Source organism: Sulfuricurvum sp. (assembly GCF_041651515.1).
Taxonomy (GTDB): Bacteria; Campylobacterota; Campylobacteria; order Campylobacterales; family Sulfurimonadaceae; genus Sulfuricurvum.
In genome coordinates this window covers 24,240-50,784 of the sequence record NZ_JBAZJF010000009.1, presented here as the reverse complement: position 1 = coordinate 50,784, position 26,545 = coordinate 24,240, and the positions used below count along the sequence as shown (strand labels likewise).

The 26,545-nt window shown below is 41.5% G+C and carries 35 protein-coding genes; 28 read left to right on the top strand and 7 right to left on the bottom strand.

The window, feature by feature from the left end; all coding sequences use genetic code 11:
• Nucleotide 1: 1 nt before the first annotated feature.
• The 7 genes from WC407_RS12855 (at nucleotide 2) to WC407_RS12825 (ending at nucleotide 5,759) form a co-directional block, all read left to right on the top strand.
• Complete coding sequence (locus tag WC407_RS12855) at nucleotides 2-1,153, top strand: DegT/DnrJ/EryC1/StrS family aminotransferase (RefSeq protein WP_373023072.1); 1,152 nt, start codon at nucleotides 2-4, stop codon at nucleotides 1,151-1,153.
• A gap of 4 nt (nucleotides 1,154-1,157) precedes the next feature.
• Entirely contained in the window at nucleotides 1,158-1,871 is a 714-nt protein-coding gene (locus WC407_RS12850) for a glycosyltransferase (protein WP_373023071.1), read from the top strand.
• A complete protein-coding gene (locus tag WC407_RS12845; RefSeq protein WP_373023070.1) occupies nucleotides 1,864-2,421 on the top strand; it encodes a class I SAM-dependent methyltransferase in 558 nt (185 codons plus the stop codon). The genes WC407_RS12850 and WC407_RS12845 overlap by 8 nt, the downstream gene beginning before the upstream one ends.
• An 8-nt stretch (nucleotides 2,422-2,429) precedes the next feature.
• Nucleotides 2,430-3,422 carry an NAD-dependent epimerase/dehydratase family protein gene (locus WC407_RS12840; protein ID WP_373023069.1) on the top strand — a complete coding sequence of 331 codons (993 nt, stop codon included), beginning with the start codon at nucleotides 2,430-2,432 and terminating at the stop codon, nucleotides 3,420-3,422.
• Nucleotides 3,423-3,453: 31 nt separating this feature from the next.
• Nucleotides 3,454-3,621 carry a hypothetical protein gene (locus tag WC407_RS12835; RefSeq protein ID WP_373023068.1) on the top strand — a complete coding sequence of 56 codons (168 nt, stop codon included), beginning with the start codon at nucleotides 3,454-3,456 and terminating at the stop codon, nucleotides 3,619-3,621.
• Between the two features lie 99 nt (nucleotides 3,622-3,720).
• Nucleotides 3,721-3,981 (top strand): hypothetical protein, encoded by a 261-nt coding sequence (locus WC407_RS12830; RefSeq protein WP_373023067.1) that lies wholly within the window; start codon nucleotides 3,721-3,723, stop codon nucleotides 3,979-3,981.
• A 110-nt stretch (nucleotides 3,982-4,091) separates the two neighbouring features.
• Nucleotides 4,092-5,759, top strand: coding sequence for a phage terminase large subunit family protein (locus WC407_RS12825; protein WP_373023066.1), 1,668 nt, complete (start codon nucleotides 4,092-4,094; stop codon nucleotides 5,757-5,759).
• On the opposite strand, the gene WC407_RS12820 is transcribed toward WC407_RS12825, so the two are convergent.
• The 6 genes from WC407_RS12820 to WC407_RS12795 form a co-directional block, all read right to left on the bottom strand.
• A complete protein-coding gene (locus WC407_RS12820; protein ID WP_373023065.1) occupies nucleotides 5,756-6,097 on the bottom strand; it encodes a hypothetical protein in 342 nt (113 codons plus the stop codon). The two genes, WC407_RS12825 and WC407_RS12820, sit on opposite strands and share 4 nt — an antisense overlap.
• A gap of 5 nt (nucleotides 6,098-6,102) precedes the next feature.
• Complete coding sequence (locus WC407_RS12815; protein ID WP_373023064.1) at nucleotides 6,103-6,249, bottom strand: hypothetical protein; 147 nt, start codon at nucleotides 6,247-6,249, stop codon at nucleotides 6,103-6,105.
• Complete coding sequence (locus tag WC407_RS12810) at nucleotides 6,246-6,599, bottom strand: hypothetical protein (protein WP_373023063.1); 354 nt, start codon at nucleotides 6,597-6,599, stop codon at nucleotides 6,246-6,248. Before WC407_RS12810 ends, WC407_RS12815 begins: the two co-directional genes overlap by 4 nt.
• Nucleotides 6,599-6,790 carry a hypothetical protein gene (locus WC407_RS12805; RefSeq protein ID WP_373023062.1) on the bottom strand — a complete coding sequence of 64 codons (192 nt, stop codon included), beginning with the start codon at nucleotides 6,788-6,790 and terminating at the stop codon, nucleotides 6,599-6,601. Before WC407_RS12805 ends, WC407_RS12810 begins: the two co-directional genes overlap by 1 nt.
• 160 nt (nucleotides 6,791-6,950) lie before the next feature.
• Entirely contained in the window at nucleotides 6,951-7,187 is a 237-nt protein-coding gene (locus tag WC407_RS12800) for a hypothetical protein (protein ID WP_373023061.1), read from the bottom strand.
• 149 nt (nucleotides 7,188-7,336) lie between these two features.
• On the bottom strand, nucleotides 7,337-7,732 hold the full coding sequence (locus tag WC407_RS12795; RefSeq protein ID WP_373023060.1) for a hypothetical protein: 396 nt from the start codon (nucleotides 7,730-7,732) through the stop codon (nucleotides 7,337-7,339).
• Nucleotides 7,733-7,839: 107 nt separating this feature from the next.
• On the opposite strand from WC407_RS12795, the gene WC407_RS12790 reads away from it, so the two are divergent.
• The 13 genes from WC407_RS12790 (at nucleotide 7,840) to WC407_RS12730 (ending at nucleotide 18,927) form a co-directional block, all read left to right on the top strand.
• Nucleotides 7,840-10,065, top strand: a complete 2,226-nt coding sequence (locus tag WC407_RS12790) for a phage portal protein (RefSeq protein ID WP_373023059.1) — start codon at nucleotides 7,840-7,842, stop codon at nucleotides 10,063-10,065.
• The gene (locus WC407_RS12785; protein WP_373023058.1) at nucleotides 10,066-10,491 is read left to right on the top strand and encodes an HK97-gp10 family putative phage morphogenesis protein; all 426 of its coding nucleotides are present in this window, start codon (nucleotides 10,066-10,068) and stop codon (nucleotides 10,489-10,491) included.
• A gap of 13 nt (nucleotides 10,492-10,504) precedes the next feature.
• Nucleotides 10,505-11,986 (top strand): HK97 family phage prohead protease, encoded by a 1,482-nt coding sequence (locus WC407_RS12780; RefSeq protein ID WP_373023057.1) that lies wholly within the window; start codon nucleotides 10,505-10,507, stop codon nucleotides 11,984-11,986.
• A gap of 34 nt (nucleotides 11,987-12,020) precedes the next feature.
• The gene (locus tag WC407_RS12775; protein WP_373023056.1) at nucleotides 12,021-13,067 is read left to right on the top strand and encodes a phage major capsid protein; all 1,047 of its coding nucleotides are present in this window, start codon (nucleotides 12,021-12,023) and stop codon (nucleotides 13,065-13,067) included.
• Nucleotides 13,068-13,186: 119 nt separating this feature from the next.
• Complete coding sequence (locus WC407_RS12770) at nucleotides 13,187-13,516, top strand: hypothetical protein (protein WP_373023055.1); 330 nt, start codon at nucleotides 13,187-13,189, stop codon at nucleotides 13,514-13,516.
• Between the two features lie 6 nt (nucleotides 13,517-13,522).
• On the top strand, nucleotides 13,523-13,912 hold the full coding sequence (locus WC407_RS12765) for a hypothetical protein (protein WP_373023054.1): 390 nt from the start codon (nucleotides 13,523-13,525) through the stop codon (nucleotides 13,910-13,912).
• A gap of 11 nt (nucleotides 13,913-13,923) precedes the next feature.
• On the top strand, nucleotides 13,924-14,550 hold the full coding sequence (locus tag WC407_RS12760; protein WP_373023053.1) for a hypothetical protein: 627 nt from the start codon (nucleotides 13,924-13,926) through the stop codon (nucleotides 14,548-14,550).
• A gap of 243 nt (nucleotides 14,551-14,793) precedes the next feature.
• Nucleotides 14,794-15,129, top strand: coding sequence for a hypothetical protein (locus tag WC407_RS12755; protein ID WP_373023052.1), 336 nt, complete (start codon nucleotides 14,794-14,796; stop codon nucleotides 15,127-15,129).
• Complete coding sequence (locus tag WC407_RS12750; RefSeq protein ID WP_373023051.1) at nucleotides 15,126-17,612, top strand: hypothetical protein; 2,487 nt, start codon at nucleotides 15,126-15,128, stop codon at nucleotides 17,610-17,612. The genes WC407_RS12755 and WC407_RS12750 overlap by 4 nt, the downstream gene beginning before the upstream one ends.
• 149 nt (nucleotides 17,613-17,761) lie before the next feature.
• The gene (locus tag WC407_RS12745) at nucleotides 17,762-17,923 is read left to right on the top strand and encodes a hypothetical protein (protein WP_373023050.1); all 162 of its coding nucleotides are present in this window, start codon (nucleotides 17,762-17,764) and stop codon (nucleotides 17,921-17,923) included.
• Nucleotides 17,920-18,240 carry a BppU family phage baseplate upper protein gene (locus WC407_RS12740; protein WP_373023049.1) on the top strand — a complete coding sequence of 107 codons (321 nt, stop codon included), beginning with the start codon at nucleotides 17,920-17,922 and terminating at the stop codon, nucleotides 18,238-18,240. The genes WC407_RS12745 and WC407_RS12740 overlap by 4 nt, the downstream gene beginning before the upstream one ends.
• Before the next feature lie 8 nt (nucleotides 18,241-18,248).
• Nucleotides 18,249-18,533 (top strand): hypothetical protein, encoded by a 285-nt coding sequence (locus WC407_RS12735; RefSeq protein ID WP_373023048.1) that lies wholly within the window; start codon nucleotides 18,249-18,251, stop codon nucleotides 18,531-18,533.
• A 13-nt stretch (nucleotides 18,534-18,546) separates the two neighbouring features.
• A complete protein-coding gene (locus WC407_RS12730) occupies nucleotides 18,547-18,927 on the top strand; it encodes a hypothetical protein (protein ID WP_373023047.1) in 381 nt (126 codons plus the stop codon).
• 1 nt (nucleotide 18,928) lies between these two features.
• Here WC407_RS12730 and WC407_RS12725 read toward each other — a convergent pair whose 3' ends face one another.
• A complete protein-coding gene (locus tag WC407_RS12725; protein ID WP_373023046.1) occupies nucleotides 18,929-20,149 on the bottom strand; it encodes an RNA-guided endonuclease InsQ/TnpB family protein in 1,221 nt (406 codons plus the stop codon).
• A gap of 90 nt (nucleotides 20,150-20,239) precedes the next feature.
• Here WC407_RS12725 and WC407_RS12720 point away from each other — a divergent pair, with 90 nt between their 5' ends.
• The 8 genes from WC407_RS12720 to WC407_RS12685 all read left to right on the top strand — a co-directional run bounded on the left by WC407_RS12720 (nucleotide 20,240) and on the right by WC407_RS12685 (nucleotide 26,542).
• Nucleotides 20,240-20,911: a hypothetical protein gene (locus WC407_RS12720; RefSeq protein ID WP_373023045.1), complete on the top strand. Its 672-nt coding sequence runs from the start codon at nucleotides 20,240-20,242 to the stop codon at nucleotides 20,909-20,911.
• A gap of 2 nt (nucleotides 20,912-20,913) precedes the next feature.
• The gene (locus WC407_RS12715; RefSeq protein WP_373023044.1) at nucleotides 20,914-21,351 is read left to right on the top strand and encodes a hypothetical protein; all 438 of its coding nucleotides are present in this window, start codon (nucleotides 20,914-20,916) and stop codon (nucleotides 21,349-21,351) included.
• A 43-nt stretch (nucleotides 21,352-21,394) separates the two neighbouring features.
• A complete protein-coding gene (locus WC407_RS12710) occupies nucleotides 21,395-22,645 on the top strand; it encodes a glycosyltransferase family 4 protein (RefSeq protein WP_373023043.1) in 1,251 nt (416 codons plus the stop codon).
• The gene (locus WC407_RS12705; RefSeq protein ID WP_373023042.1) at nucleotides 22,642-23,334 is read left to right on the top strand and encodes a class I SAM-dependent methyltransferase; all 693 of its coding nucleotides are present in this window, start codon (nucleotides 22,642-22,644) and stop codon (nucleotides 23,332-23,334) included. The genes WC407_RS12710 and WC407_RS12705 overlap by 4 nt, the downstream gene beginning before the upstream one ends.
• Before the next feature lie 155 nt (nucleotides 23,335-23,489).
• Nucleotides 23,490-24,833: a hypothetical protein gene (locus WC407_RS12700; protein ID WP_373023040.1), complete on the top strand. Its 1,344-nt coding sequence runs from the start codon at nucleotides 23,490-23,492 to the stop codon at nucleotides 24,831-24,833.
• On the top strand, nucleotides 24,830-25,468 hold the full coding sequence (locus WC407_RS12695; protein ID WP_373023039.1) for a PIG-L deacetylase family protein: 639 nt from the start codon (nucleotides 24,830-24,832) through the stop codon (nucleotides 25,466-25,468). Before WC407_RS12700 ends, WC407_RS12695 begins: the two co-directional genes overlap by 4 nt.
• Nucleotides 25,452-25,586 carry an IBR domain-containing protein gene (locus tag WC407_RS12690; RefSeq protein ID WP_373023038.1) on the top strand — a complete coding sequence of 45 codons (135 nt, stop codon included), beginning with the start codon at nucleotides 25,452-25,454 and terminating at the stop codon, nucleotides 25,584-25,586. Before WC407_RS12695 ends, WC407_RS12690 begins: the two co-directional genes overlap by 17 nt.
• Nucleotides 25,565-26,542: a hypothetical protein gene (locus tag WC407_RS12685; RefSeq protein ID WP_373023037.1), complete on the top strand. Its 978-nt coding sequence runs from the start codon at nucleotides 25,565-25,567 to the stop codon at nucleotides 26,540-26,542. Before WC407_RS12690 ends, WC407_RS12685 begins: the two co-directional genes overlap by 22 nt.
• Nucleotides 26,543-26,545 lie beyond the last annotated feature (3 nt).

Sequence of the window (26,545 nt, the reverse complement as noted above, 5' to 3'; positions counted from 1 at the left end):
TATGGATATGATTCGAACGGCACAATTTAAGTATGACAGTAAGGAATTGCGGGCGGTAAAAGAGGTGTTCGCAAGCGGATGGCTTGTTCATCACGATAAAGGGAAAGAATTTGAGGAAAAAATCGCCAAGTTGCATCATAAAAATTATGGTGTCGCTGTTTGTTCGGCGACAGAAGGGCTTTATCTTGCAGTTCGGGCGTTATCATTCAAGATAGGAACAGTTCTTGCCCCAGCTATGACGTTCGTCTCAACCGTGAATTGTGCAACAAGAAACGGGCACAACGTTCGATTATACGACATTAAAAGCGAACGGGATTTAAACGCCGATTTTGAAGACATCAAGCGCAAATATACGGATGATGTCGTCGGGGTCGTTGTCGTCCATTACGGAGGGCATATATGCGAAGACATCAACAAAATCGCCGCGTTTTGCAAGGAAAAAGGCATCTTCTTGATTGAAGATTGCGCTCACGCAATTGGGTCCACATCTTTCGGTTATTATGCTGGTCACTGGGGCGATGCAAGCGTTTTCTCATTTCACGCAACGAAGACTTTGGCTATCGGTGAAGGCGGTATGGTTATTACCGATAGTGATGTTGTAAGCAAAAAAATCCGATGTATGCGTGAGATAGGTCGTATCGCAGACGAAATCAGGAAATACGATGTGATTATCCCATCTGGGAAATGTGCAATGACGGAATATCAATGTGCTATTGGTCTGGTTCAACTTGAAAAGTTGGCAGGATTTAGAAAGCATTTATCAAAACTCGGTCGAACATACATGTATGGGTGTCTTAACATTGCAGGCTTAACCGTGCCGTTCGCTCGTGATTACTTAAACAGCGATACTACGGTTTATAATTTTACAGTGATCTTGCCCGTTGATGTCAATCGGGAAGAAATACAAACATTCCTTAAAATGAAAAATATTGAAACTACGGTCGAATATCAACCGATTTACCGTCTCGCCCTATATACGGAACACCAGAAGTATACCTTCCCAAAAATTCAGGTGATTGAGAAAAGATTATTAACCTTACCCGTCAATGTGTGCATGACGTTAACAGATGTCAAATACGTCTGCGAGATGCTTAACTATGCCATTACAAAGAACAGAGGACATAACGGTAATAATCGCTTGCCGAAATTATGAATTAATGTTGCCAACGATGCTTCGGACCATCGAATGTGGTCTTATTTTGCCCAAAAGGGTTATCGTCGTCGATGACGCAGGCGACGACCCCGATTTATGCAAAAGGATATGCCACGAATATAGTGCCGAATATTCACGCATCGAAGTATGGAATAAAGAAGGTATTCCAAGAGCGGGCTTGCAACAAGGTCTCGATATTCTAAAAATAAATCCTACCAAGTATGTTTGCTTCTGCGGAGCCGACGAATTCTGGTTCCCAAATAAACTACTGGTAGAGTTTAATGCGCTTGAAGAAAACGAAGAAATAGGCGCCGCTTATGGTAATTTCATCAATGCAGACAAGAACTTCACCGCTCTCGATTCGGTGATCACCGCACAGGCATTAAAACGCTTCATACGGGCGAATGAGGGTTATTATGTTGACCCTGCCTTTTTACTCGAGACATGTTGCGTCATCGATAATTCTTTGGTAAGAACGAAAGCGTGGAAAGAAATCAAGGACTGGAAGATTCGGGACGATGTGCATCGGAACTTTATGTGGGATTTCTGGTTGAACCTGTCTGAGAATTATAAAATAAAGTTCATAGATACGCCGATACAATACTATTGGCACCACGGTTCGAATATATCAAGCAAATGGGATTATAATTCAGAAGAATTCAAGCGCCCGCGGAAGATCGTCGTTGACGATGCAAAACGGAGGCGCGGAATTGCCTGAATTTACCGCAAAACAATATAACGATTACTATGCGGGCGCAGGTAAAAAAGACTATTCGGCACCTTACGAATCTTCGATATATATCAAGATATGGCGAGACGTTTATATTAGATTGCGACCATACAAATCTATTCTCGATTTAGGATGCGGTACTGGTCAATTTGCAGAAGGAATTCCAAGTATCGTCGATTATATGGGCGTGGACTTTTCAAGTGTTGCAATAGAACAGGCTAAACAACGTAATAAATATTTTAAGTTCACATGCGACGACGTTTTTTCTGCAATAAGCAAAATAAATCTCGGTAAATACGAAGTCGTGGTCATGCTTGAATTCCTTGAACACATTTGGGACGATTTGCGTTTAATGAACCAGATCAAAGGCAAAAGATATATCGCAAGCGTTCCAAATTTTATGTCTGATACGCATGTAAGATATTTCAGTTCGGAACATGAAGTTTTGGAAAAATATAAAAATTCAGAAATAACAACGATACAAACATATAAGATAGATGATAGAAATAAAATATTTTTATTCGGAAATATCCCGTAGGTGATTATATGGTAACTCTAATAATAGGCGGTGCTGGATATCTGGGGTCTTGCATCGTCGAAGGCTTAATACAAAACGGTGAAAGGGTAAAAATATTTGATTCGTTCATGCATGGGATTATTCCGAAACCAACGAAAGAGGTAGAAGTTATCACTGGGGATATAACGAACATTTGCCAGATCGCCAAAGTGATGAAAGGAACAGATAACGTTATACTTCTTGCAGGCATCGTTGGCGACCCCGCATGTTCAATAAGTCCAGAATACACCCGAGTAGTTAATGTCGAAGCGTCAAAGAATGTTATTGATTTAGCCGAAGACTACAAAATAAAAAAATTATTATTCGCTTCGTCATGTTCTGTTTATGGGTTTTCCGAAGAAATGGAACTGTATGAGACAAGCGACATTAACCCAGTGTCGTTGTATGCAAAGACAAAAGCAGACGTGGAAAAATATATCGTTTGCACCGATAGGGATATTAATGTCGATTGGCAAATTTTCAGGCTTTCCACATTGTTCGGGTATTCGCCAAGGATGCGCTTCGATTTGGTGATCAATACATTAATCAAAAGCGCCGTTTTAGAAAACAAGATTAATATCTTTGGCGGTGACCAATGGCGCCCGTTTGTTCATGTTCGTGATGCCGCCAAATACTTCGTGCAGACGGTCGTGCATCCGCACATGCGCATGAGGGAAATAATTAATATAGGTTCGTTCAACTTGCGTATATCGGAGGTTGCGGATGAATTAAAGAAGATAAACAAGAACCTGAACGTTATATCCGACGTGCAAAACATCGATAATAGGTCCTATAATGTGTCGTTCGATAAAATGCGCTTCGTATTTGGCGAAAGGGAACACTTGTCCATATTGAACGCTTACGAAGAAATAGAACGCTTCATAAAGCAATACAATAAAGACGAATTCATAAAACACCAAAATAGATATAGCAACGATTTATTTACCAAACATTATATCGAAGTCAACGGTTTAAAATTATAAACTTTATATATTCATAATCAAATTGTCATCTATGCAACTCATCTATACGAAAGACGATTTATTGGCGTTGTTGAAAATGCCAGGTTTTACGGTAACGAGAATACAATTCGAAAAGGAAACCCTTATCTTGCATCTCGAAAAGAATGCCGAAGTTAAGGTGGTGAACAAAGATGGATTGTCCACGGTGCAAGAGCATTAAGATGCAAGAAACAACCACAGCATACGTTTGCCCTAAATGCAAGTTAATCGCCCAAAAGAAGCGTTTGGCGGACCGAGCGATGTTGCATGAGTGATGTCTATGGATACGGAACAATTTTTAAAGGAACGCGGATACTTTCTTGATAAATCTTTGAACGCATATCGAAATAATATCAAGATAGAGAAGGAATCTTTTGTTATTCTGGTATCACTTAACAACACCGCTATGGCTATGTATGATGTCGAAGGACATTCTGTCGATTGCGACAAGTTCAAGGACATCTTAGATCATGAAAACGCGGTGGGAATTGTCAAGGCGGTAAACGATAAAAAACAGAGGCACATCGATGAACCGGTTTAAACGTGGATATTCCAATCCGAGTATTATGTGCTATGTTTGTGGTAGGCGAAAAGTTCATAATAGCAAAGGGGCATATCTTGAATGCCCCGACTGCGGCAATCTGGTGAAAGATGACAGGTCCGGAAATAATATCTTCAGAGCCCGAGCAATTCACCTCGGAGGAACTTGACTTCTTAACCGAAAACTTCGACGTTTTTGCCGAAACAATTAGAACGATAAAGGGGCAACCATTTTCATTAGACAAACGCCCATACCTTAGGGCGATTTATCACGAATTCGTACCATACAAACCAAAAACCGTTGTATGGAAATCCTCAAGAAAAATGGAAAAAACAGAAACGATATGCAACTTGTTGCTCGTATCTGATTTGGTTTTGGAATATTTTGTATCGCTTTATACAATCGCAAGATCGAAACAGGTCAACGTATTTTCCACAGAAAGACTCGACGATGCGATAAATAGTTCTGTAAACGGTACGATTGACGCATATCTCGAAAAGCCCTCCAGCATTTCACATAAAAGATTTATTGTTGATAACGATAGAAAATTGTATAATCATCTCTATATGTATTCTGCATGGGGCGACGCCGTTGCATTGTTGGGCTTAGCGGGTGATTTTTGTGTCGTTGACGAAGTTCAAGATATGAAGCGCAAATGGTTTCCCAAAGTCAAAGAAATAATTAGATTATCACCTCATAAATGGTTTTTAATGGCAGGAACTGCAAGAGATAAGGGTGACGAATTCGATGAGATGTGGGAAAAGTCCACCAAAAACGAATGGGAAGTCCAATGCAAAAAATGTGGTCGTCGCCAGTTCTTGCAAAAAGAAAACGTCATGAAAGACCCAAATAAAGAAAACGAATACTATAAAGGTTGTATCGAATGCAAATCGGTATTAAACGTTCTTGCAGGAAGATGGGTAGAAACTTGCGAAGATCATGCAAAGGCAAACTTTGTAGGCTATCACACTCACCAAATGATGCATCCACAAATAACGGCGACCGACATCATTAGAGCAAGAGAAGAATACGAAAGCGAACGCTTATGGGAAAACGAAGTTTGGGGAATGTCGTATTCTGGTGGGACGAGACCGATAACGGTTGACCAAATGCTGGACTGCTGTGATCACAAATTGAATTATGTCTTTTCAAGCGAAGAACCTGGAAACGTTTTCGGGATGGACTGCGGCAAAGGTCATCATATTATGGTGATGGATAAAAACATGAAAGTCTTGCATATGGAGTTTGTCGATACTATGATTTATAGAACGTTAAAAGAAGAAATCGACCACATTGCCAAGATTTTCCAAAGATTCAATATCCAAAATGCCGTTGTTGACTGGGGATATGGGCAAAAAGAGGTAAGAGAACTTCAAAGTATATTCTTTGATATAGTCAAAGGTTGCAGATACGGCATCACGATTGTGGACAAGTTCTATGAATACAAAGAGAAAGACGACCAGAACAATAAGATTTATCGCCTTAACGTCAATCGTTCTCAAGCCATAGAAATGTGCATCGAAGCAATACACAACAAAAAGATAACGTTTCCTTATGCGCCAACTTCTCGTGAGGTTATGGAGGATGCCATACCTCATTTCACGAATCTATTAAGTGATTTCGAAATAAAATTAGGTGACAAATCCTATAAGGCAAAAGATGTCTATACGAGATATGGGCGAAGCGGACCGGACCACTTCTTGCATACCGCAGTCTATTGCCTGATCGGGCTTAAATTCGCAAGAAAGAAGGAAATTAAGGTATGGACCGTAGGTTAAGATTTGTGTCGTCGCTTCTTTTGGTGATCACCAACGTTATCGATTAAAAGATGTTTCTTGCCTTTGTATATGTTGCAATCATTACATCCGAAATATAAGGAACGGAACTTGCATAAGTCACTCTTGCCCGATACGGGGCATTGCCCGTCTTCGCAAGATGCGGGACGTCGTTGCCTTTGATTGATTGCACATTCATGCAAGTAGTCTATTGTCTCTTGGTCAAGTTCTTGGAAATCGATATCCAAATTGTGTATGGTGAATTCGTCCATTAGTTGTATCCCTTTCAAGCGTTTCATCCAGTTTATTATCGTTTCTTTTGTCGATACGTCTTTGGGCATCAATATCACCTTTTGATATTGCCCATTATTTCGGATACTTTGCGCTTGTCGTAGCCGAAAACATCGGCGCATACCTTCAGAACTATCTTGTCGTCATGAAGTCTCATAAGTTCTTCGATGACGATTCGTTCTATGGATTTTCTCGTTTTCATTCTTTCACCTCTGGGACATTTTCTACCTCGCCACACTTTGTGCAAGTGAACGTTCCTGGATTTGCCTTTACCCACTCGTGATTGCAGGGAACCAGATCGAAGAAACATTCTGTGGATGTTATCGTCGATGATTTCGGTTTGTTCTTCTTGACGTAAACATCGGGAAGGGGTAGTTGCGATTTCTTCCTTGCCAAAACCATCAATTTGTGGTTGATGTCTTTGACTACCTTTTTTCTGAATGCGGTCGGGTCCGTTTTCATCTTCGCAACGGTTATTTCCTTCTCTGCTCGCAGTTCGTTCTCTTCGTCATCAAGTTCCTTCATTGCTTTTCTGTATTCGTGTGGAAACATCATATCACCTTTGCCCATGCTATTGCGCCGCCATATTTCGATTCTTTCAACTTGTCAAGAATCTGGTCGATTACGGTATCGAGTGTCTTCATGAACGCTTGCGCTTCAGGTGTAGGCTTGAAGCAAACGGAATAATCGTAATCGTTTTCCTTAAGCCATCTTTCCAGATCGTAGATGCACATTATCGGCATGGTCACATCCTTGCCTGAGTGGAACCTGCACATCCGCCAGATATACTGGTGCAAACCGTTTTTTGACGGCTTTGATGGTCTTAACCCGCCTGCACGTCCGCGCATGACGTCCACAAGAACGTCAAGACTTAAATCGATTTCGTTGTATGCTTTCATTTACCTACCTCCCAAGGTTCTTTATCGTCTTGATAAGTTTGTTCGTTCGATCTTCTGTCCAAGGTTCTTCTGGTGCTGGTTCTTTCTTCTTTTCTTCCCATTCGATTTCGTCGCCAGGTTTGAAGTTCTTGGAAATCCAGTTTGCAACTTCGCCCTTTTTGAGATATTCGCCCACTCTTTTAACGTTCTCGTCGATGATTGTCCATAAATCATCAACTTCGTGGTATATTGTGTATTTCATTAATATTCCTCCTTTGATAGTTCTTTGTTGCACGTTGGGCAATAGTATTTGCCCTTTCGCCTTTTAACGTTCGCATTACTTCGATACTTCTCATAACATCTAAACCCGCAATCGCAGGACAACGTATACCAATTTCGAAAATATCCCATCTAATTCCTCCAGATTTTTGCAAGAATCAAAATCGTATAAACGTCTTTGTCACCCGAATAAAACCCAACTTTGTAACCGACATTATCATGATGCAACTTTTCAAAATGATGTATGCATTCATGCGTTAACGTCTTGCGTATCCTAAGATAATTATTTTTTACGAATTCGACATTATCGGGTATCGAAATGTGCATAAGATTCTTTGATGCAACATATCGTCCCGAAGATTGCAAAAGCCACGGTTCAACGTAATGTATTTTTATCGTGATTGTCGAAGCGTCGCCACCGTAAAAGTTCGCAATCGTCTCAAAGTCTTTTTGTATGCGTTGCTTGATGTCTTCTTTCATTGTTGCGTCCATTTGACCAACTTCCGTATAGTATAACGCATTATCCATATATATAGATTTTGTAAAATGGCGCACGGAATGACAACATCCAACCGACGGTATTAATTTTAATACAATAGATATTTAATTTGGGTACGTGATTTTAATTAACTATTATGACATTATCCCAAGAACAGAAACCGAAAGAAGCACATAAGTTCTCGGTAAAAGCCGTTGCGTCGCTTGCTGATTTTGGGAGTTCATATTGGCAAGAAGGTTCGGCGGTTAAACCCGACGTTGAACGTTCACTATTAAGAAAGGTTGCAAACGGCTCGGAAACGGTAGATGGGATACTCCGCCATATGACTGACGACATAGCAAATGCCGGTCATAAATTCAAGCCTCATGTAGGTGTAAAAGAACCGAGTCCAGAACAATTGGATAGGCTCAATAAATTCTTTTCAAAACCTAATCCCGACGACGTATCAGACGAATGGTTGGAAAATTTCGTCTATGACTTGATACTATACGGTGATGCATTTTGGGAAAAGGTTGGAACGAACGATGTCGAAGATTCGAAAAACAATTACAACTGGTTCGGCGGTGATCTGGTCGGAATCTTTCATATCGACGGCTCAACAATGTTCATCCTTGCAAACAACAAGACGGGGCAATTAAGCACCGACCCAGAAGAAATGTGTTATCAACAAACGGTCCACGGTGCATCAGTATACTTCAATGCCCGCAAGATCATCCGAACAACAAGATTCAAGAAAGGGCGAACTAACGGGCAATCGCCGTTAACGTCGTTGCTTAATGTCATTGCTGGACAAATCAACTTAACTGGCTATATGGGCAAGTTGTATAAGGGCGCAATCCCAAAGACGATAATAAACGCCGGCGATTATGACCCAGATGAGATGGATAGATTGATTACCTTAGTTCGTGACCAGTTAAACGTCGCCCAAAATCCATACGGCATGATTATGGTAAATGTGCCGAATGGCTTTCAATTGCAAAAACTTATGGACAGTGCCGAATCTGGTAAATTCTTAGAAACGCTTGCATATTATCGGGAAGAGATTTGTTCCGTTTTCGGGATTCCACCGACGAAGATGGGACTGGCAACACCCGGAAAATTGGGTGATGCCGATAATCAGGATGATACCTATTACGACATCATTGAGCGCATACAAAGAAAGATTGAAAAGGCGATTTACAACGGCATAATTACCGAGATGGGATGCACCGACTGGGATTTCAAGTTTAACACATTACGCCCGAAGCAAATAAAAACTGAAAGCGAAGCACGGGCAAAGAACGCAAATGCCTGCCGTATCGGAAGACAGGAAGGGTTTTTAAGCGTCAATGAGGCAAGGTCATTATTCGAGGTGGCAAGAATTGACGAACCTTGGGCGGATGACGTTCGATATCCAAGCCCGTCGATACTTGCAAAACAGGGCGAAATTCCGCCAGATATGCAAGACGGGGATAATATCGATGAAGGTGATCAACAAGAGGAAGGCATCGTCGTCGATAAATATTTCCCATATCGCAAAAAGGTAATCCAAAAAAAAAACCCAAAAGTCAAACCATATCCCGCAAAAGGACGTCCATCGAAAGAACAACTTAACTTTATTAAAAGACTTGACCGCTTCAAAGACATAAAAGCGCCTATCATACGCAAGTATCTTTTAGGAACTTTTGCATCCACGCTTTATGAGAATTTAATGCGTGATGTCAAGAAGATAAAAATGGGCATTAGAGCGAATGATTTGGATTATCCGTCGCCTGAAGACTATGAGAAAATGTATCGTGATTTCGAAGTAACTCTGGAAGATGCATCAAGCGAAGGCGTGGACGGTCTAAAAAAGCCCACCAAACAGGTCTTCAAAGACACTATGAAGTGGATTATGGGCGATGCAGGTATGGGTATATCGTTCAACGAACCAGATAAAGCGGTTCTTGACTACTTGCAAAACGAATATTTCCCCCCGATGTTCGAACGCTTGACAACGGACGAAACACCTTATAATTATAAAAATACATTAAAGGATATTTTAGATCAATCGGCAGATAATCATTGGAATTGGCAAAAGACGGTAAGAGAATTCGAAGACTTCTTAAATCCTGAAAGCGAAGGATTTCCCAGATGGATGTATGAACGAGTGGTAGTTACCGAGACCGCCCGTTTCGTCGTCGAAGGTCACATGCGCGGACATGTGCAAATGGGCTTTAAGAATTTTAGACGCATTGAGACCGAAGACGATGTTACCAATCCTGACTGTCTTGAACACAATAACTGGATATATCCTGCAGAGGAAGCCGAAGATGTCATACCTGCCCACCCGTTTTGCCGCGGTGATATGACGCCAGAACCTAACGAGGAGGAGGGTGATTAAATGAGCGTCAAAAAATGGGGCACGTCTGAAAATTGCGAGCAGGTCAAAGATGCATTAAAGGAAATGGAAAGCAGAATCTCCAAAGAATCTATGAAGCAAATAAAAAACGTCGCTTCGTTGATACTAAAGGACGCCAAGTTAAATGCACCTGTAAAATCGGGCGCATTACGGCGATCTGGAAGGCTTGAAGCGGAGGTAGGTTCTGGTCGTGAAATGGGAACCATCTTCGTGAAATTCGGAGGTCCAGGCACAAACGTGGATTACGCAACCTACCAGGAATTAGGAACTTCATTTTTTCCTGGAAGATTTTTCTTGCATGATGCAGTCAAGAAAAACCAAGCCAAGTTAATCGAATTAAATTTAGTTGCAATAGACAAGATACTAAAAGAGGAAACCGAAAAATCAAATAGCAATCAAAACACATAAAGAAGGTGAAATTATGCCATTGGAAAAGAAGCCATCAGAATGGAGAGCACGGGTAGAGGAGCCTGGAAAGTTCGAATGGATGAAGCAAATCTGGCCCGCAAAGCCAACGAAAGACGACGGTAATTACCCGTATAACAAAGAAGGAATACGGGCGATTGGCGGTGCATTGAAGTCTAACCCCGACCAGATCACCGAACAATCAATCCGTTTCAGCACGGAAGATAAATATTCTTGGTCAGAAGACAAGATAAAAACTTGGATTACCGACCACGGATTTGATTTGAAATCTTTGAAGGTCGTTGTGCCAAAATCGTTCGAAAGTTTTAAGGGTAGAACTTCGAACATGATATATCGTATCGTCAAGGAAATGGCACCGAAGGTTGATGAATACGTGGAGGGCAAAGACCTCATAATCGAAGGCATCATATCTTCCGAAAGCGTCGATACATACGAAGAGATTGTATTGCCTGACGCAATCATAGAAAGTATAGACTTCTATATGAAGTTCCCGACCGTTCGATATATGCATCAAGCCAACCCCATAGGCAAGACGTTAAAAATCTGGAAGGTAAACCAGACGGTTCGGGCACAAATGCAAATCGACGCCACCGAAATAGACATCATAAAGAAGATCATCTCTGGAACGTTGCGGGCGTTTTCTATCGGATTTATGGTGAAAAAGGTAGAACAATATTGCCCCGAGAAGGACAAGTGTTATTGGCGATACACGAAGATAAGGCTGGTGGAAATATCTGTCGTCGATTCACCTGCAAACAGGGATGCCGAAATCGAAGGCGCACAATGGAAGGGCTTGATAGACGCATTGAAGCCCAAATTTACCGATGACTACGGTACATACAAGTATTCCACCGAGAACGTTTCATCGAAAGACGAAGACGACGCCGAAGACGAAGAGGAGGAGGTAATGCTGGTGATAAAAGGTTGCACGGGTCCACCTATCAAGAAACAGGAAATAAAGGCACAACCAGAAACGGTGGACGGTATTAATATTAACACAAAACCGCTAAATAACTTACCAGCAAATAAAGAAGTGGTGAAAATATTGTCCGAAAACGATAACAAAACTCAAGCGCCGTCACCTGTTGACGATGCACAGAAGAAGGTCACAGAGATGCAGGCGAAGATTGCCGAGCAAGAGCAAACGCTTGCAAAGTTCAAGGCTGCCGAAGACGAACGCAAGAAGGCGGAAGAGATTGCGACCGTCATCAAGACGACCGCAGACCCGCTCAATGCGAAGATAAAGGAGCTCGAAGCCAAGATCGTAGAACTTGAGAACGAGAAGAAAGTCCGCGAGCAGGTAGATGCAGCGGCAAAGAACGCACCGCCCAAGAAGAAATCCCTAAGCAACGAGGACGACGCAACGACACCCAAGTCCGACGAGTTCGCCCACATGAACGTGAGCGACAAGAAGAAAGAAGCCTACCGCAAGATGTCGAAGACACTTGCCCGATACTCAAGGAAACCGTCTTCATAAAGATCGAAACGGAAAAACCAAAAAGGTGAAACATATGTCCCAGAAAATACCAGGTGTTGAAGAGATAAAGACAGCGTTCGATGGCACAACCGGCTACGGCGCTGAGATGCTACCTACAGAGGTTTCGGAAGAAATCATCATGCAGGTATGGGAGGAGTCTTGGGTAAGGAACACATTCCAGTCAGTCAACATGACGACCGAGACCCTGAAAATCCCGAAGTTCACTGCAGGCATTACGATGCAAGGAACCACGGGCTACGTCGGTACGGCTGCAACGGAATCCAGGCAGTCCACGGACGAGGTAGAACTGTCGATGAAGACAATAATCGGAAATGCTCCGATTGACCGCAAGACTCTGGCGTATGCGGTTCCCACCTTGATGCCCGCCATCGAAGGCGACATAAAGGATTCGGTTGCAGAGACCGAAGAGGATGTCTTCGTAAACGGCGACACAACCGCTGGGGCAAGCAACATCAACGGCGCATACAACATCACCAACTTCCCCGACGGGATAGTTACCCGTGACCCAAGGCTGGAGCTCAAAGGACTGCGGTACTATGCGCTTAACGGCGGCGCAAGCGTGAACGCCTCTGGCGCTTCGCTTACCAGCACCCACGTCCGCAAGGCTCTCGCGGCTCTCGGAAAGTATGGCAAGAAGAAAACCGACCTTGTCATGATCGTATCGACCTCGGTCGAGACCGTCATCCTCGGATGGGATGAACTCAAGACGCTTGACAAGTATGGTCCGCAGGCGACCGTACTGACGGGCGAGATAGGCAAGTTGTTCGGTATGACCGTCATCGGGACGTCCCTCATACCCGACACACTCGATTCCACGGGCGTCGCCAGGAACCAAGGCTCCGGCACGACCGCCGACAACCGCACCGTTGTGCTTGTCGTCAACAAGAGGTCGCCCATAATCGGCAACCCGACAATGGCTGAGCGCAAGTTCACCATTGAGATAGACGACGAGCCGACGAAAGACCAGATCATCCTCGTCCCGAAAGAGGACATGGCTTTCAACGTGCGGTACCTCGCTGCGATATGCCAGATAATCAACGTATTACCTGGAACTTTGTAAACACGCAATAGCAAAGAAGGCTCCCGATTTTCACCCCCCTGTAATCGGGAGCCTATTTTTCTTTATGTTAGATTTCCGTTCAAGTCGGAAATCCTGCACCTGAAAAATGGGGTAGTCATATGAAAGAATCACCAGAAAATTCAAAGACGATACATGTCACCGCAAGCAACGGCGTTACCAATCGATTGTGGCTTTCTGATTTCGGTGCGACGAAAGGGGTAATAGGCGTTGCCGCGGAAGCTGTAGAAATCGCTAATGCCGAAGACCCGTTAGACCCTGCAAGCAAATCGGCACGTATCGATGTCAACGTATTATCCGGCGATGTAAGCGATACGGCATCGAGGTTGATACGTCCTGGCGCATCACAATCCAGAACGCAAAAAGTTCGATGCATTGCTTACAAAGGTGTGGACGGCGACGTTGACCTTGAGATAACTATTTTGTGGTGATCACCGATGCAACCCGGAAACGTAAGTTCATCCAGCGGACCTGTGGCAGGTTCTTTGGGAGATTTAGACAACGACGATGAGACGTATCTTTCAGGTACCGCCGAGAAGGATTTGTATGAATATTCCAATACTGATGATAAGGTAAAAGAATTCATCGGGACGGTTTTCTTATACAATCTTACCGCCGCGAAGATCGTTACCATCCGAGTAAAGGAACTGGATGATGGAACATATCGTGATATTGACTCAAAGACATACACGGTAGGAACTGACCCAAATCCACATCTTGAATTCAAATCGGCAAAAAGCGTCAAAGTGTCAATGCAAATAGACATAACAGAGGGCGTCAACAAGACCATTCCTAAATCTATCACCAAGACCGATTACGCTCGGTAGTAGGTGCTGATATGTCTAAAACAGTGATTATAACCGACACCTTAGTATCTGATTCTTTTCAGAAGGTATCTTTCAGTTCTGCAGACGACGCAAGAAATGCCACAGAAGCAGATAGCACACTAACGAGAGAATGGTTGGAAATATTTGTGGGTCATTCTGGAGGTATGTTTGAAACCTGGAATGCCCGCCGTGCTGCATTAGTCTATACACCACCAGCAGGCATTACATTGGCAAGAGCGATATTGAGATTGTGGTGCAATCTTAAAGGTGTTGAGGATACAGATTTGGTATTTGTAAAAGGCGACGGAATTCACCCGAGTATTCCCGTCGTCGTTGGAGATTTCAATAAAGCATATTGGGGCGCTCTCGTTAAACGGGTACCTACGACGACAATAACCCTTAATGCATACAACGACATAGAAATACCAGTCTCTGGTTTGATAGTTGATGGAAAAATTAAACTATACGGATTATCAGGTAGGGATTATGATGATCTACCAGCGAATATAAATTATGGCGCTCGATTCGATGCATCGGCTTACCCACACCCGCCTAAGATAGAATTAACATACTTTTTACCACAACAAGCATTAAAAAGCCCGCTTTCAACAAAGAAACCACTCGGGCAACTGGTGTGAGTATGAAATCGAATCAAATGGGTACATTACACCCTTTTGAAACCTTCGAAGATATTAAATCTTCGATGCGTCATATATGTATAGTGTGAACTATTGAAGGTGAATCATATGGTAACGGTCACAAAAGAGGACGAAGTCCTCGTCGAGAAGGTCAAGCAGATACAGGTGCTTAAGGCTGAGTTGGTGTAATAATGATAACCGCACCAGGTATTTCTAAGAAGGTCCTTGCCAAGGTGATGTAAGATGATGAAAGGCGAAGTTATCTCGGATAGAATCCTCAAGTCTATCAAGCGGTCTGATGGCCTCTCTAACATCCATGTCGCTGTCGATGGTGAGGAACATTGCATCTGTGGCCTGGATGATAAGACAGACCCGATAGAATTCATTAAGTCCCAGAAACAATCACAACTGAAAGAGGAATTGATAAGGGTGAAAGAGGACATCAAGAACTGGAAGGGGCAAGAGGTAATGATGGATGATAAGGGGAAGGTAGTCATAAGTCAGAAGGACATAGATGATAGGTTGTTGGAATTATATGGGAAGAAGGAAGTATTGACTGCTAAGGTGGTTTCTAAGTGACGGTATACACCATTGCTGCAACAACTTTTTGGACTCTGGGAGCACCTGCTGGATTAGGCGATGGTTCCTCCTATGCCAATCGTATGACAATTCCTGCCGATATAACGGGAATAGTGACAACAGATACGGCTGGAAGATATTTATATATTGTAAGAGAAACGAATGACCTTACAGTGTCTTGTGGTAATGGTAATTGCACATTCTATAATACAATTACCATAACAGGGGATGCAGTTGGGGGAGTTTATCCCGATGACCCAACCGTAGGATACAGATTAGCATTGTCGAATGTGGCAGTATTATATGTTCTTTCGGGGAATATGTCTTATGTCCATTTGGGGATGTCAGACTATGCCCTTACAGTGAGTAGAGTCGCTTCAAGTGTTACATTTGTAGGATACCCAAGTTCAGCAACAGAAATTAAAAGAGGCATCCATCTATATATGTATAAATCCTCAATCGGAACCGCAACGGGACATTATGTATTTATTTTTTATCCGAGTCATTACCTGCGAGAAACTACTATTAAAAAAGACCCATCTTCGGCTACTTGGTTAGAAAATGGTATGGACATATCGGGAGAATTTTATTGGCACGATTTTACTATTGTCGTTCCAGGGATATGTTGTGTAGGTCAATTCGCCCCAAGAGTTTATATTATAGGCACAATAACCTTTTCATGCCCAACCGCATATAATAATGATTTTATCGATGTTACAAAAGTAAGAACAATTAATATCAGGGCGGTGGATGTTTCAGGAAATCCATATACTGATATTTTATTTTCCATAGAATATACGGGTGGTGAGACAAATTATAATAGAATAACCAATGATATTTTTAGATGTAGAAAGACCGATGCTACTGGTAGGCCACATCTCACACAAACAATTATCAGAAATTATAATGCATTATTCACCGTATCCCAGATACGCAATGAAATGAGGGCTTTGTTTGTTCCATATAATATAGGGTATCTGAAAAGTGGAACGGGGTATGTTCAAATTTCTGCTGTCAGTCCTACAATAAAAATCTGGGCAATGAACGCAGGCATTGTAAAAACAGTGACTCAGGCAATGGCATCTGACTATGGAACCGATGCAGTTCCTATTGATATTACAATTCCAGCATACACTGTCCCAGAAACATTCCAGGATAACATTGCCGTCCTCCGCAGAAAGAAATCTACCGATACCTGGATACCTATCAGACTGATGGATGCTAATAAACTCGGTGTCGTAGGGCAATTAGTGGCAGACCTTGAAGTAGAATATAAAAAAGAGAGTGATACGGCCTGGACCGCTTATGTTCCTATCGCAGCAGAATGGAAGGAACAAGGACATGGCTATTATTCCCTTAACATAGGTGCGGGAGAATTTACGACCTCAAACGTAAATTACATGGTGAAGGTCAGGGACATTCTGAACCTATCCCATGTCTACCAGTGTGCGGTGGAGGTCAATGACGATTCTATCGATGAACTGATGGACAACATAGGCACACCAGCGAACATAGACGGCGGTGGTGCAAGCATAGCAGCGAATATTAAGAAGTTGGCGGATGATAATGGCGGTGCAACCTTTGACGCCACAACCGATTCTCAAAATAAAATATCTGCAAACATTGGCAATCCTTCCGCAAGAACGAATTTAAAGTCTATTGAAACAATGCTCGGAAATCCAGACACTGCATTAAAATCGATTTACACAGATATGGCAAAAGAATTATCGGTTACTGGTGTTAAGACCGATACGAACAACATCCGCACCGTAGATGTTCCAGCGATAACGGGAGCCATATCGACATCGGAGGGAAATATCCGTGGTTCTGATTCAGACGACCTGAAGGTTATTTCCGACCAAATAGACGGTGTGGCTACTAATGCGTCAAGTGCCGCCGGTGATGCATCGGCGATTAATTCGAGACTACCATCTGACCCAGCGGATGAAAGCGACATCGAAGGCGCAATATCGACCTCCCAAGGTGTAATTACTGGCGCAATAACTACCTCAGAAGGCAATATCGAAGATTATATAGATGGTGCAGTTGGGGATATTACCGATGCAATCACAACAAGCGAAGAAAATATCCGCGGAACAGATGACGATGATCTAAAAGTTTTATCTGACCAACTTGATACAGTTACCGAGAGGACAGAAAACCTACCAGATGACCCTGCAAGCGAAGCCTCCGTGGAATCAGCGATAACTACCTCTCAAGGCGTCATAACTGGGGCGATCACCACGTCGGAAGAAAATGTCATCGAAGCAGTTGAATCGATAGACTTATCATCATTGACAACGTTATTAAACGATATAATGGACATCTTAGAAAACAAACTCGAATGGCACGGGCAACAATTGTGGCTATACGACGATGCAGGAACCACCGTAATCAAAAAGTGGACATTCACTAAATCAGGCGGTGGTAATTTCACAATACAAGGAACTGGTCCAGCAAATCGCGGAAATCAGGTGTTATAAAATGTTCCCACAACAAGGACTCGGTATAGGATCCCAAATCGCTTCATACGGTTTGGCATCATACGTACCTCAGCGAGAATGGTTAGATATACTCGAATTCACATTATATATAGATAGGACGGACGCTTTCGTCCTTGAAAGGTGACGCAATGCCCGACGAAGACATAATGCTCATAGATGCATACGTGCATAGGGAAGAAAGCCTTTCCTTGTCGCTTCTGTCGTCGTTGGATTTCAATCTAACCTTAGAACGTGAGACAACCGTTCAAGTCATTGTAAAAACGCAAGAAAATCAAGAGGTGGATTTATGAGCAACGTCGTCGAAGAGGTGCATGTGGGTGACATCGGAACAAAGTTCTTGGTAACCGTCAAGGAAGGCGATGACCCAGTGGACATTTCTGAAGCAACTACAAAGAATATTATTTTTAAGAAGCCGAACGGAACATCAGTGACAAAGGCAGGTATTTTTGAAACTGATGGAACAGATGGTAAGATTTATTACAAGACGCTTTCTGCGAGTGATCTGGATGTTGCAGGTATCTGGACGATTCAGGCAAGCATTGTTCTTCCATCACTTGGGACCTGGAAATCATCGATAGGTAATTTTAAAGTCTATGATAATCTTTGAGGCGAAATATGGCTATTGAAAACTTAAATTGGTTGGGCGAACAACCAAATCTATCTGCGGCGATGGCTTACGCAAAGAAACAAGGATACATATCAAGATTGGCTAATCGTCTCGTTTATGTTCATTCGTCAACAGGAACTATAAGGGTGATCACCAAAGGAACTGAAACAATTTTAACACCAGCGGTTAGTGGGTTTACGGGACAATTTGAAGACGCTCAAGGAAATACGGTAATGGTTGCAAACGGTATAATCGTTGCTATTATACCTCCTGTACCACCGCCGCCACCGTAATGGAGGGAGAAATATGGCAATAACAGAAAAGGAATGGGCAAGATTTGAGAAAATCGTCGAGGCAAAAGCGGCGGCGGGCGTCGCAAGCGCAATAAACACCCACAAAAAAGAATGTTCGGACGAAATGAAGGAAAAGTTTATTCCTCGAAGCGATTGCCAAACGAGACGTGAAAGATGCCAATCTCGGGTGCATTCACGTATTGACAACGATATAAAGAAGCCAAAGGGTAAGCATGTATGCGCGGACGGGGAAAATTGTGGCGAGGAGGAAAGCGCAATCGTGATACACTTTAAAAATAATTCCACCAAGTATATCGTTGGCGCAGTGGTCACGATTCTTACTGAATTCATATTAATAGTTGGTGGTCTTCTTGCATATTTTAAGATAATATGAACTATACACCATTGGTGATTTCCTGCGGGTGATTAACTATTGCTAACCCTGTTTGCCGCAGATTACTGACAAATAGCCAGTAGGCCGTCCATAAGCCATTTTGCGATAGGTAATTTATCATCATATTTACGGCGCTATTTCTGTCCCGATCAATCTTATTACCACACTTATCGCAAATATATTCCCGTTTTTCTAAAGGCATTTTCATCATGTTTCCACAACAACAACATTTCTGGGATGTCTTGTATTCGTTGTTTTCTATTACTCTTTTACCTACGAGTTTTGCCTTGTAGGTTAGAAAACTAACAAATCGGGAAATTATTCCTGTGTTGTGCAGACTTCGATGTAATCCTTTTTGTCGCTTATCAATTTTACACATTTGTTTTGGTGATAAATCACCAACTATTATCGTATTTGCTTTTGTATTATCTATCACCTTCCTTGATAATTTATGAATATTATCCTTCATTTGATTAGAAGATTTTTTTATTAATTTATTCCAAACATCATTATAAAATATCCATTTTCTACTGTATTTTTTGCAATGATCTTTTCTGCTTTGAATATCACTCAATGATTTTTCCCAATATCTATCAGGTCGTTGTATCGTTGTTTCAAAAAATTTACCTGACATATTAACCGCGGTGTGCTTTAATATTCCCAAATCGAACGCTTGGTATAATCCATTATCTGTAAATTCATTTTCCTTAACGTCATAGGTAATAGATAAAAAGTATTGTTTACCATTTTTATAGACATCAACTTGGTATATTTTATCGAATATGAATTTTTCAGGAATTTTAAAGTTGAGTTTAATTTTTGATGGATGTTTATGTGATAATGTTATTATCCCCTTATTTAATTTAAATCCGCTTTGATTATAACACATCGTGGTAAAATGTTTTTCACCTTTATAATTAGGTTGCTTCGATGTTGCATCTTTTTTTATCAACGCAAAAAAGGATTTAAAATCGTTGTCAAGATTTTTCAAAGTCATCTGTAAAACTTTACTATAAACCCAACAATATTCTGGATATTTTTCCTTAGTTTTAGGTAAACCATTTTGTTGTTTGTTGTAATCTAAATATATACCTTTTACAAATGCTTCCTTTCTTTCTGTTAATGCAAAATTATAAATCAACCTGCATTTTTCAGATAACGCAATAAGAACCATTTCCTGTTCTTTTGTTGGTGATATTTTTATTTTTTGTGTCAATTGCATGTTAATAAGAATTATATTCGATATTTATAAATTTATCATTCGTTTGTATGACAAATAATTTAAAATACTTGCACCGTTATATATATCATTATGCCAGTTATGTTTTGCATGGTACAGGACATCAATGATATATTGGGTAAATATTCATCTGATAATCAAGTCTGGATAATATCTGGTGGGAAATTCGACCCCAGTATGGTAGAAAGACTTATCGCGCGAAAGTCAAAACGCATTAACGAAGAGCACGGGATGAATTTTAATCCAACAACCGTCACTGATGAATATCACGATATTGTTGGAAATCCAAGAATGCCTCTCGATAAATATCCAGTCATATCGGTAACCGAATTGTCGGTTTATGACGGCACAGAATACACACTCGCAACTCAAGGTCGTGATAGAAACAACGACGATTATTGGCTTGAGAAGCCGAATTCTGGTATGGTACGATTTTGGGATACACCAGATGTCGGAACGGAAAGAGTAAAAACAACATACATATACGGGCATTCTGAAATACCTTCTTATGTGGAAGAATGTTGCATCTTGATGACTGCGGTCGATCTGGCAACTTCAAGAGAATTCCAAGAGGAATGCAAAGAACAAATAAACAAATGGGAAAAGGTAATAGGCGGTTGGATGTCCCGCGTGGAAGAATTGCTTAATACAAAGATTCGCCATAAAAACCTTGCCGTTCATACGATAGGAAAATGGCGGGATGAAAGCGTTGTTTCCGAACTCGAAGACATGACGGATGAATAACTATGGCGGTAGACGACATTGACCCACGGAAGGTAGTCAAAGATTTTATACTTGCAAATTTCACGATAACAGGTTGGACAACCAAAGTTAATGAGGCGTATTTTGAGACGAATCGTCAAGACGAACGCCAGATATACTTGACAGGAAAAGACGGTAAATTCCAACCAATTACAAACTATCAACAAAGAGATATGGATAGGTCGTCGTCGCCTACAATTTATCAAGCGTCGATTTTTGTTCATGTATCTGGTTATAACGAGGATATCCGACGTGAAATGGTGCATGAAATGAGACGCATTTTCCAAAATACGACGTTATCACACAATCCTACCGATTATGTAGATGATCTAATAATTGAGAACGATTGGGCGATTGATAAGAATAAAGCAAACGATTGCCTAACATGGGTGCAAGTCTTTGAGGTCACCGTTTTGTGGTGAAAAATATTTATATAATAATAATTCGCTTCAAAGATTGATTGTTATGTCGAACAAAGAAATATTAACTCTATTATCGGGAAGCGAATCGACACTTATGCCAACGGGATATGGCGTCGTTATGGCAAATCTTTTACCACGTCTTGCGAAACGTGGCTGGAAATGTTATCACGTCGGTTGGCAACACAACGGAATGCCGCAAGAATACGGCGACGGAAAAGGTGGGATATATCTTCAATTGAACCACGGGCTAACGTCGATGCTCGACCCTGCCTTCCCAGAAAAGTTCCCGCATTATTTGAAGACGTTTAAACCCGATTGTGCATTTTCACTAATCGATTATTGGTTTACGGAGGGATTGATAGACTATTGTAATGAGGCAGGCGTTCCTTACGTGAACTATTTCCCCGTCGATGGTGACCCGTTCTATACACCGTGGCTTGATATGATAAAAAAGACGCATACACCTCTCGCAATGTCAAAATATGGACGTGATGTGGTCACGAAAGCGGTTATGGATTTTGGTCGAGGTGGATGGACAAGACATTTCGGAATGCCACATCTATACCACGGCGTTGATCTGGATACTTTCAAACCTCTGGCAAGAAATCTTAGAGAAGAAAATCGCCAAAACTTCTTTAAGAAAAACCCAGATACGTTTTGCGTGGGTGTCATAGGCAAGAATTGTATGAGAAAGCAACATACAAAAGTAATAGATGCTTTTGCCAAATTCGCCAAGGATAAGAAAGACGCCGTTATGCTTATGAAAGTTGGCGACCCCGCAAATAGAACAATGCAAGGAAATAACCTATACGAATACATCAAGCAAAAGAAGATCGAACAAGGAAAGGTATTGTTCATCGACCAAACGGATAAACTCGATGACGGTATTCTCGTTTCACAATTGGCGGCTTTCTATAATTTGTTTGATGTTTATGCGTCATCGACAAGTGGCGAAGGCTTCGGAATACCAACTGTGGAGGCGATGGCTTGTGGCACGCCTGCGGTGATCACCGATTATACATCGAGCGCCGAACTTGTAGGCGACGATAGAGGCTTTTTAATCCCACCTAATGATTACGTCATGGGCGAATACAACATACGGAGGGCTATTGTTGACGTTGACGAAATGGCAAAAGCCTTCCAGTATGCATACGACAACAGAAGCGAAACGCGGAAAATGGGAGAGGCAGCCTTCAGATTTGCAAAGAAGAACTTTGGGTGGGACGACATAGCAAACGAAGCCAACTTTATCTTGCGAAAGGCGGCTAACGAACGTATGGAGGTGAAAAAATGAAGCGATACGGAGCTGATTTTTTCGACGAAGAATATTTTACCAAGGATACGAAGTCAAGTTATGGCTTTTCCAATCCTCGAGGTGGATATACTCGTGAAATATATTTGCCTTTCAAGATCGAACAATGCGCCCAAATTTTAGACATGGCAGGATATACGTTCGGTAAGAAGTTCGGTAAATCACGATTGCCAAATAATGTCTTAGTTCTTGGATGTGCCGTCGGCTATCTTGTCGAGACGTTGCAAAAGAACGCAAAGGTTGACGCAATGGGGATAGACATTAGCGCATATGCGATTGGTCGTGGCGTCAACGAGGGAATAAAGAACCTGTTCGTAGGCGACGTTTGCGAACTTGACAAGAACAACATAAAGGACAATATGTTCGAACTCGTCATATCTATGGAAGTTCTTGAACACATTCCAGAAGACGACGGGCAACTATCAAAAGCAATAGATGAACACATAAGGGTAACCAAGGACTTTCTTGTTGTAAGCACACCGATAGGAAAAGAAACAAACGAACCCACAATATCGATAGGTAAGAATAAAAATCCCTCTCATTTCAGTCTTCATTCTCCCAATTGGTGGGCAAATGAATTTGAGAAAAGAGGTATGAAGACGTTTCAGCAATTCGAATCAAAAGGCGTTTGCGTTATCGTCTTCGAAAAACCATGCACCAAAACGAATTAATAGGATACAATTCATTATTCCAGAAATTCGTGGAACATCATAAAGGTACATTGTTGAGGAACGGTTCCTCGCCGATGCAATTTTCTGTTCTGTTAATATCGGGCATCACGTATCGCATGAAGTTCAATTATAAATGCAACATCAACGGCGCCCGAGTGATTGCAAATCTTTATAGAAACACAGATATGGATTTCGCCCATAAAATAGTTACCTTGAAATGCGAAGATTCTTTTTTATCCGTGTCAATAGATTTAAAATGTCCTGATCTGGATATGCCGTATGAAGCATTTGTCAGATTATGGGTTGAGGACACTGTAAGCCGTGTATTAATTGATTGTGTATCGATTGAATGCATCGAACCAGAAAAGCCTAAACCTGTGCAAATATTACCTATTATTCAACCACAACCACAACCACAACAAATAAAGGAAGTCATCGAAGAGGTCATAAGAGAAAAAACACCTAAGAAAATAAATAATTCAAAAGAAATAAACGTATTAATGGTGGAAAATTCACTATGCACACGGGCGATAAAAGAGGCTCTCGCATTAAAGTCCCATGTGGGCAAAATAGTGATAATATCAAGATATACACCCGACAACATCACAATTCCTGGAATTACAATTTACAATACATCGATGGACGGACCCACGATGGCGAAACATGTAGAAATAAATAACATAAACGTTATACATTGTCATAACTTTCCAGACGAACAGGCTTTAACGGCAATACAATTGAGAAAGAAGTATGATATAAGCGTCATTCACGATAGCCACGAATTGGGTTATTTAAAACCTTATTCGAGGAATTATGATCTTGTCAAGAAAGAGGAAGAAATCGCCAACAAGCAATCAGACGGAAGGGTTTACGTTTCATATCCGATGCTCTATTACTACATGGGCAAATACGACGTGGACATAAATAAATCGATTGTCTTGCATTCGATGCCGTCAACGTTGCAACTACCTAAAAAATTCGAACCAAGACTTAATGATAAATATCTTTGGGGCGTTTACGAAGGCGGAATGGGAGGGTATCGTGATTCTACGGACGATTTTAGCGCAATAGCAAAACGTGGAGCCAAGATAGATGTTTATCCCACCTTCTCTGCAAAGCCTTCCAAATTATACAATATCAAGAAAAAACTCCCATATGCCGAACTAATACAAAGGATGGCGAAATACGATTTTGGTATAATCCCAGATGTGCCAGTAGGCGTCAAAGAAAGAACATCTACTTTCTCAAATTGCACAAACAAGTTATGGGATTATATCGCTTCAGGATTACCAGTATTGTGTAATTACGGTTTGCAAAAGTCTCACCGTGATATTGTCGAAAGCAATTATATCGGCGGTGAAATTAGCAATGGTTGGAACCGTGAAACGTTAGAAGCGTGGCGGAAGAATGTTGCATTGGTAAAACATAAGTTCGTCATGGAGAATCACATTCATAAACTCGTAGAACTATACAAGATATGTATCGAAGGTGTAAAATGAGAAAAGTTCTATTCATTTCGGCGCATACAGACGACATCGAACTTTCCTGCCCGATCATGGCTAAAAAGTTGGTCGATTCTAAAAAGTTCGATACGATGCATGTCACCTTCTCACCTTGCATTGTAAGTTTACCAAATGGGTATGAACCGACTGCTACCATCAAGGAATGGGAAACAGCGCAACGATTGGTAGCAATAAAGACGCATAAACTCTATGACTATCAAGTGAGAAGATTCAACGAACAACGACAAGAAATATTGGAGGATATGGTAAAATTAAAGAAGTCATACAACCCAGATATCGTCGTTGTTCATCACCCAGAAGATTTACACCAAGATCATGCGCAGTTAGGCATCGAAGCAATGCGGGCTTTTCCGAAGGCGACAATCTTCTTTTATGAACATCACAAATGGACAATACCCGAACCTAATTTTTATGTATCGTTCGACGAAGACGGGTTGGCATTCAAGATTAAAATTGCCAAAATATACAAATCACAACTCGAAAAATTCGATTACATACAAGCGATAAAGACCTTGTCCTCATTTAGAGGAATGAACGCAAGGAACCTAACTATGAAATATGCCGAAGCGTTCAAGATGATAAACGGAAAATGGGGTGATTTATTTGGCTAAGCATGACGAACCTATAGAGTGCCCTTATTGCGGTGAGAAAATCATCGTCAAAGGAAATCCGAACCAAGTTACCTGCCCGTCTTGCAAAGGACTGGTATGCGTTGGGTGCCACCTATGATAGTTGGGCTTTGTTGCGTCTTGAATGAAGCCGAAATCATAGAACGATTCCTTCTCTATAATCTTCCGCTTGTCGATAAGATGATAATCGCGGAAGGCGGGGTGATCGGGCATCCGTTTACTACACCAGACGGACATTCCATCGACGATACGTTATTAATCCTTAAAGCATACTTGCACAAATACCAGCATAAGATGGTATTAATCACAAACGACCCAGATGGAAAATGGCTATCTAAACAAGACCAACAAAACGCAATGCTCAATCATGTGGAACCTGGCGATTGGTGCATTACATATGGTGCAGATGAATTCTATGACCCCGATATGAGATTAAAACTTCAAAGACTTATCAAAGAATATCCAGAAATCGGTGAATTTGTCCCGTCGGTGATTAACTTTTGGGATAAAAATAAAATCTTTGTAGATAAAGAATCTGGTAACATACGAACTATGCAACGTCACCAAAAGTTTTTCAAGTATCAGGAATATATGTATTATGTCAATCATCCAACGATAAATGACGGGGACAATCGTGATACTTTCTTTAATCAATACTACAAAGACAGGAAACTATACCTTGACTTGAAGGAGGGCGACGCATACAAGTTTAACTTAGTTGGAAAGATTGCGAAGGAAAGCGACCCCGTGATTTCGGTGTATCATTATGGCTTTTGTAGGAATAGATTGCATCAAGTTCGAAAGCACATCTATTACCTAATGCGGGACCGAAATATGTCCTTTGAAGACGCAATAACATTCCTTAAGAAGAAAACCAACAACGACCCCAAAGTTATTTTTGGCTACATAGAACAAATACATAACGCCGCGGATGTCGTCTTGGTCGATTACGATAAAGCGCACCCGTTGAGTGATTTTGTCTTCGATAATGAAGACGTTGATCTGGACAAAATCACTAAGGAAGTTGGTACCTTTTCTGAAATTGCAAAGAAATAAAAT